At 71.0% G+C, this 7,134-nt stretch carries 6 protein-coding genes; 5 read left to right on the forward strand and 1 reads right to left on the reverse strand.

Going from position 1 to position 7,134, the window contains the following annotated elements; translation table 11 throughout:
- From VNO22_00150 to recJ, 5 genes are all read left to right on the forward strand, one after another.
- On the forward strand, positions 1-186 hold a 186-nt coding region (locus VNO22_00150; protein ID HXG59758.1), incomplete at its 5' end, for a DUF933 domain-containing protein.
- Between the two features lie 28 nt (positions 187-214).
- Positions 215-1,609, forward strand: coding sequence for a pectate lyase (locus VNO22_00155; protein ID HXG59759.1), 1,395 nt, complete (start codon positions 215-217; stop codon positions 1,607-1,609).
- Positions 1,610-1,674: 65 nt separating this feature from the next.
- Positions 1,675-2,805: an argininosuccinate synthase gene (locus VNO22_00160; GenBank protein HXG59760.1), complete on the forward strand. Its 1,131-nt coding sequence runs from the start codon at positions 1,675-1,677 to the stop codon at positions 2,803-2,805.
- Positions 2,802-3,989 (forward strand): competence/damage-inducible protein A, encoded by a 1,188-nt coding sequence (locus tag VNO22_00165; GenBank protein HXG59761.1) that lies wholly within the window; start codon positions 2,802-2,804, stop codon positions 3,987-3,989. The genes VNO22_00160 and VNO22_00165 overlap by 4 nt, the downstream gene beginning before the upstream one ends.
- A gap of 31 nt (positions 3,990-4,020) precedes the next feature.
- The gene (gene recJ, locus VNO22_00170) at positions 4,021-5,745 is read left to right on the forward strand and encodes a single-stranded-DNA-specific exonuclease RecJ (protein ID HXG59762.1); all 1,725 of its coding nucleotides are present in this window, start codon (positions 4,021-4,023) and stop codon (positions 5,743-5,745) included.
- Positions 5,746-5,749: 4 nt separating this feature from the next.
- Here the strand turns inward: recJ and VNO22_00175 are convergent, their stop codons facing one another.
- Complete coding sequence (locus VNO22_00175; GenBank protein HXG59763.1) at positions 5,750-7,009, reverse strand: FecR domain-containing protein; 1,260 nt, start codon at positions 7,007-7,009, stop codon at positions 5,750-5,752.
- Positions 7,010-7,134 lie beyond the last annotated feature (125 nt).

The raw sequence follows: 7,134 nt of genomic DNA on the forward strand, positions 1-7,134 counted from the left end.
GAGGCCGCGGCGCGCATTCACACGGATCTGGCCCGGGGCTTCATCAGCTGCGAGGTCCTCTCCTACGAGGAATACTCGAAGTGGAAAAACTACCATGAAGCCCGCGCCCGGGCGCTCAAGCGTACCGAAGGAAAAGGGTACGTGATGCAGGACTTCGACCTCATCGAGGTGAAGTCCGGCGTCTGAAGCGCCCGGGACGGAAAGGAGGTGACCCGTGATCGCCGCGCTGGCGATCCTGGCGCTCGCGCCGGCCCAGGAAGCCTCCGAGACCGCCCTGCGGGAAGACGCTCTTCGGGCCCTTCGCCGGGCGGTCGAATTCTACCGCACCCGTGTCGCCCGCCACGGCGGCTACGTCTGGTACACGAGCCTGGATCTGACGGAGCGGTGGGGGGAGGGGAAGGCGGCGCCCGACGAGATCTGGGTTCAGCCGCCGGGAACCCCCACCGTGGGGATGGCTTATCTGGCCGCCTGGGAGGCCACGAAGGAGAAGCTGTTTCTCGAGGCGGCGCGGGAGGCGGCCGGGGCGCTCCTCTACGGGCAGCTGCAGTCCGGCGGCTGGACGAACCTCATCGACTTCGACCCCGCAGGCGGTCGCCGTGTCGGAAAGTATCGCGGCGGCAAGGGGGGCAGCTGGAACGTGTCGTCGCTTGACGACGATCAAACCCCCTCCGCGCTGCGCTTCCTCATCCGGATGGACCGTGCCCTGGAATTCCGCGACGAAAAGGTCCACGAGGCCGTCCTCTACGGCCTGGAGGCGCTCCTCAAGGCGCAGTTTCCGAACGGCGGCTTTCCCCAGGTCTGGACGGGTCCGGTCCCGGCGCGCCCGGTGGTGGCGGCCGGGTATCCGGACTACGACTGGAAAACCGAGCGCCGCGTGAAGAACTACTGGGATCTCTACACCCTCAACGACGGGATCGCCGGGCGCGTCTTCGAGGTTCTGGCGGAGGCGCACGCGGCCACCGGGGAGGAGCGCTTCGCGGCCGCGATCCGAAAGCTCGGAGATTTCCTCGTTCTGGCGCAGATGCCGGATCCCCAGCCGGCGTGGGCGCAGCAGTACACGGAGGAGATGCGCCCCGCGTGGGCGCGCAAGTTCGAGCCCCCGGCCGTGGCGAGCGCGGAATCGCAGGATGTGATCGAGACGCTGGTGCGGATTTCGCGCCGTTCGGGAGACCGGAAGTACCTGGATCCCGTGCCGCGCGCCCTGGAGTATCTCCGCACATCGCTCCTTCCGGACGGCCGTCTCGCGCGCTTCTACGAGCTTCGCACCAACCGTCCGCTTTACATGGACGCCGAATACCGGCTGACGTACGACGATTCGTCGGCGCCGGACCACTACGGCTGGAAGGTCGCGTCCCGGCTCGGGGAGCTGAAAGACCTCCTGGCCCAGGCGCGGGAGGGACGGGCGCCGCCGCCGGCGTCCCGCAAAGATCTCGAGCGGGAGGTCCGCCGGGCGGTGGCGTCCCTGGATGCCGAGGGCCGCTGGGTGAGCACGTACGAAGGCGGCCGCCTGGGGGGGCGACCGCGGTTTTCCCCGGGGTTCCGGTATCTCGACAGCGCCGTTTTCAGCCGCAACGTGGAGCTTCTGGCGGCCTGGCTGGCGGGGCGGTGAAGGGGGCGGGGCGTCCCGCCCCTTCTTTCTTTGACTTCCCCCGGCGGGACGCGTAGACTTCCCGCATGCCCAAGGTCGCCCTCGCCTATTCGGGCAGCCTGGATACCACGATCTGCGTCCACTACCTCCGGCACGTCAAGGGGATGAAGGTCTACACCTTCTCCGCCAACCTGGGGCAGCCCGAGTATCTGGAGCCCCTGGCCGAACGGGCGGTGGAGCTCGGAGCGTCGGCCGCCCACCTGGCGGATCTGCGCGAAAAGTTCGCCCGCGACTACATCTTCCCCTGCATCCGCGCCAACGCCGTTTACGAACAGGGGTACTTCCTCTTCAGCGCCCTCTCCCGGCCCCTCATCGTCGAGGAGCTCGTCAAGATCGCCGAGGAGGAAGGCTGCGAATACATCGCCCACGGTTCGCGCGGCATCGGCAACGACATGCTCCGGATCGAAAACTGCATCCGCGCCGTCGCCCCCCACCTGCGCGTCCTGACGCCCCTCGTGGAATTGGGCCTGCGCTCGCCCAAGGACGACCTCGAATACGCCCGCCGCGCCGGCATCCGCTTCGAAAGCGAACGCCAGGCCGTCTACAACATCGAACAAAACCTCTGGGGCAACAACATCCAGCTGCGCGACGTCAAGGACACCTGGGAGGAGCCTCCCAAGGACACCTACCTCCTGACCGTTCCGCCGGAGGACGCCCCCGCCAAGCCGACCGTCCTCGAAATCGACTTCCGCAACGGCGAGCCCGTCGGCGTGGACGGCGAGGAAATGGGCCCCGTCAAGCTCATCGAGACGCTCAACAAAATCGGCGGGCGCTGCGCCGTCGGGCGCTTCGACGTGGTCGAAAACCGCATCAGCGGACTGAAGACCCGCGAGATCTACGAGTCCCCCGCCGCGGCGATCCTGCTCACGGCGCACCGGGCGCTGGAATCGATCACGCTGGAGCGGGAAGTCCTTCACTTCAAGGACTCGCTTTCGCAGCGCTACGCGGACCTCGTTTACGAGGGCAAGTGGTTCCTCTCCGTCCGCGAAGGCCTGGACGCGTTCTTCGCCAAAATCAACGAGCGCGTCACGGGCACCGTCCGCCTCAGCCTCTGTCGCGGCGCCATCGCCGTCACCGGCCGCAAGTCCGCGTTCTCCCTTTTCGTCCCGCCCCAGGAGCGGGCCGGAAGCCCCCCGCCCCTCCGCGCCGCCCGATGAAGGTCGAAATCCTCTCGACGGGCACGGAGCTCCTCCGCGGGCGCGGAATCGACACCAACGCCGCGTGGCTCGCCCGCGAGCTCGAAGCCGCCGGCCTCGAAGTGCGGCACCGGCAGGTCGTGGACGACCACCTGGGAAGGCTGGTGGACGCCCTCAAGCTCGCCGCCGCGCGTTCGGACATCATTCTCCTGACGGGGGGGCTGGGGCCCACGGAGGACGACTACACCCGCGCCGCCGCGGCGGAAGCTTTCCACAGGGATCTTGTCTTCCGTCCCGAGCTCTGGCGGCGCATCCGCGAGCGCTTCCGGCGCGCCCGCGTTCGCATGGCCGCCATCAACCGCCGTCAGGCGTTCCTTCCCCGGGGGGCGCGCGCCCTTCCGAACCCGAACGGCTCGGCTCCCGGCTTCGCCCTCCGCCAGGACGGCGTCTTCTTCGCGGCGCTTCCCGGCCCGCCGCGCGAAATGCGTCCCATGTTCCTCAGGCACGTTCTGCCCGGGCTGCGCCGCCGGGCGGATTATCTCTACTGGGAAGGCCGCTCGTTCGGCGTGCCCGAAGCGACGGTGGACGAAATCGTCCGCCCGATCGTGGGGCGGCGCGCGGCCTACGGCTTGACGGTCCAGGGCGGGCAGGTTACGATCTGGATCCGGGCGGAGGGGCCCGGCCGCGCGCGGACGGTCGCCGCGCTTTCGCGGCGCATCCGCCGGGCTCTCGGGAAGGCGTTCTACGAGGGGGATCTCCACGAGGTCGTGGCCCGCCGCCTGATCGAGACCGGGACCACCTTCGCCGTGGCGGAGTCCTGCACGGGCGGGCTTGTGGCCCACCGTCTGACGGAGGTGCCCGGGATCTCGGCGGTCTTCCTGGAGGGAGTGGTGGCCTACTCCAACGCCTCGAAGATGCGCCTCCTGGGCGTGCCCGAGGATCTCCTTCGCCGCCACGGCGCCGTCAGCGAAGAGGTCGCGCGCGCGATGGCGCGGGGCGTCGCCCGGGCGAGCGGCGCCGCCCTCGGCGCCGCCGTTACCGGCATCGCCGGACCCGGCGGAGGAACGCCCGCCAAGCCCGTGGGTCTGTGCTACATGGCCGTCGGCGAGCGCGTGGAACGCAAGGTCTTTTCCGGCGAACGCTCCTTCGTCAAGGAGCGCGCGGCCATGCACGTGCTGGACATGGTGCGGCGCGAGCTGGGGTAGCCGCCGCGCCGGACGTTCGGGGGGGAGGGGCATGCGCCCGAAACGCTGGGTTTTCGCCCGAACCGACCGCGCCGCCGGCGAGCGGCTGGCCCGGGCGCTCAACATCTCGCCCCTGACGGCGACGCTGCTGGTCAATCGGGGACTGCGCGACCCGGCGGAGGCCCGCCGCTTCCTCTCGCCGGAACTTTCCGCCCTGCTGGATCCCCTGCGCTTCGAGGAAATGGGCCGCGCCGTGGACCGCCTGGAGGCGGCCTTGCGCGGCGGCGAGAAGGTCGGCATCTTCGGCGACTACGATGTGGACGGCGCCTCGGGAACGGCGATTCTCGTCAAGCTCTTCGGGCTCTTCGGACACCCGGTGATCTACCGCGTTCCCCACCGCGTGCGCGACGGTTACGGCCTCAACGCCGCCGCCGTCGAGGATTTCGCCCGCGAGGGCGTCCGGGTCCTCGTGACGGTCGATTGCGGAACGCGCGACCTCGAGGAGCTGGAGCGCGCGCGGGCGCTCGGGATCGACGTCATCGTTCTCGACCATCACGAACCCGGGCCGGCGCTCCCTCCGGCCCTGGCGATCCTGAACCCCAAGCGGCCGGGATCGTCCTACGGGTTCACCGGCATCTGCTCCTCCGGCATCTCCTTCAAGCTCGCCTGGGCGCTGGCGGACCGGACGGCGGCGCGGCGGCGGCCGGGCTTCGACGGCTTCATCCTGGACGCGATGGGCCTGGCGGCGCTCGGGACGGTGGCGGACGTGTGCCCTCTGACGGGGGAGAACCGCGTGTTCGTCCGCTACGGCCTGGAGGCCCTGCGGGCCTGCCGCGGCCGCGGGCTGCGGGCGCTTCTGGCGAAGGCCGGGCTCGAAGGCCGGGCGCTCGACACGTTCGACGTGAGCTTCAAACTGGCGCCGCGCCTGAACGCCCTGGGGCGGCTGGGCTCGGCCATGGACTGCGTGGAGCTCCTCGTCACCGACGACGCGGCGCGCGTGGAGGCGGTGCTGGAGGTGCTGGAGCGATCCAACCGCGATCGAAAAGGCATCGAGGACGACATCTTCCAGCAGGCCTGCGCGCAGGCGGAAGCGGCCGGCGGAGCGGAAGCGCCGGCGATCGTCGTGGCCGACGAGCGCTGGCATGTGGGAGTGGTGGGGATCGTCGCGGCCCGCCTGGTCGAGCGGTACCACCGGCCCGCGTTCGTCCTGGCGATCGAAAACGGCGTGGCGCGGGGTTCCGCCCGGTCCGTGGCGGGCTGGCCGCTCCACGAGGCGCTGGCGGCCTGCGGGGACCTTCTTCTGACCCACGGCGGGCACGCGATGGCGGCGGGTCTCTCGCTGCGGACCGAGAGCCTCGAGGCCTTTCGGCGCCGCATTCTCCGCCGGGCGGAACAGGACCTGACCCCCGAGCGGCTGGAGCCCCGCCTGGACGTGGACGACGAAGTGCCCCTGGGCGCCGTGACCCGGCCGGTTGTCCGGGAGATCGCCCGGCTGGCCCCGCACGGGCCCGGGAATCCGCCGCCCCTTCTGGCCGCCGCCCACGTGCGCGTGGCCGGCGAACCGCGCCTGATGGGCCGCCGCAACGAACACCTGTCGCTCTACCTCGCGCAGGACGGCGCCTCGGTCCGCGCGGTCGGATTCGGCATGGGGGCGCTTCTGGAATCCCTGCGGCGGTGCCGGACCGTCTCGGTGGCCTTCACGCCGGAAATCAATTCCTGGCAGGGCGCCGAGTCGGTGGAACTTCACCTCCGGGACCTGAAGCCCGACGAGGAGTAGATTCCTACCGCTGGGCGTACAGGAACTCGATCATCTCCCCGAGGATCCGCGCGTAGGCGTCGAAATCTTCCGGCCGCCTCCCGAAGCTCGGATTGAAGAAGAACGCGATCGCCGCCTGGGCGTTCCGCCGCGCCATGTATCCGTCGGCCTCCGCGTCGCTTTCAGTGAACCGGAAAGCGCGCTTCTGGCCGCGGTGCTCGTACGTGGCGTCCAGGTCCTCGAACTTCATGTCGACTCGATAGGCCGGCCGGTGCTTCTCCAGAAGCTGGGCGTACAGCGCCTTGAGCCGTCGGATCGTCGCCGGGGTCCAGCCCGTCCAGGCGACCTCGCAGACCTCAAGCTCCTCGCCCGCCGGCGTCGTTTCGCTGTGTTCGCGGATGGCGACGACCAGGGAAACCGGCCGGCCGGGGGAAACTCCCGCCGCCGCCCGAAGCATCGAGAGATACTCGACCGTGACCTTCCGGGCGCGTTCGGTGGATCGGGCCGGACCGAGCGTGCCGTCGGGCGCGAATTCCCCCTCCGTTCCCCGGTCCACGTTGAACCAGACGCGGCGGGCGCGGTCCCGGTGATGGTGGCCGCTGACCAGGCCCACGTCCAGGTGCTCCGCCAGCGTCCGCGCCAGCCGGCCGGCGTCGGTTTCCGATCGGCTGTAGGGGGCCGAGACGACCACCCCCGCCAGGCGCGCGTTGGCTCCGGGTTCGAAGGCGATGAAGGGTTCCGGGTCCCGCCGGACGGCCGCCTCGAGCGTCCGGCGCCAGGCGGCTTCGGCTTCCACGTCCGCCCGCACCGGCGCCGAGGGGCGCTCGCCCGCCCGCACGGACGACCGCCGTCCCGCTTCGACGAGCGCCTCGCCCTTTTCCCCGCGCAGCCGCACCGCTCCCTCGAGAACGGACAGCGTCATCCGGCGCGCGTCGAGGGAGACGAGGAACGCCGTCCCCGTGACGCGCGCCTCGCCGTGGGACGTGGCCACGACCACGGATCCCGGCCGCGGGCGCACCTTCAGGAAGACCGAGCCCCGAAGGAGCGTGAGCCGCCATTCCCCGTCCGGACGCTCCTCCACGCGCGCGGCGGAGGAGCGGTCCAGCGCGATCTCGATCTCGTCGCCCGCCCGCAGGAGCGCCGGGCGCCGGTGACCCGTCCGCACCTCGTCTTCGGGGTCCAGCCGGGCTTCGCGTTCCAGCGGTTCCGTGGCGTTCCCGCGGGCGTGCACGGCGCTGCCGGTCGCCAGGGCCAGCACCACGGGCCGCCGAACCGGCGGCGGCACGGGCCGGATCTCGGTTCCCGCGGGCGGGCGGGTGGGAGACGGTTCCGGCGGGCGAGCGGGGGAGGGTTCCGGCGGACGCGCCGGGGGCGGCGGAGGGGGAGCCGTACGCGGCGGCTCGGCCGGCG

It is taken from the genome of Planctomycetota bacterium (assembly GCA_035574235.1).
Lineage (GTDB): Bacteria > Planctomycetota > MHYJ01 > MHYJ01 > JACPRB01 > DATLZA01.

What these genes read in the sequence shown, in the direction of transcription:
- VNO22_00160 (HXG59760.1), top strand. Translation starts at nt 1,675, where the DNA reads ATGCCCAAGGTCGCCCTCGCCTATTCGGGCAGCCTGGATACCACGATC.
- VNO22_00165 (HXG59761.1), top strand. Translation starts at nt 2,802, where the DNA reads ATGAAGGTCGAAATCCTCTCGACGGGCACGGAGCTCCTCCGCGGGCGC.
- recJ (HXG59762.1), top strand. Translation starts at nt 4,021, where the DNA reads ATGCGCCCGAAACGCTGGGTTTTCGCCCGAACCGACCGCGCCGCCGGC.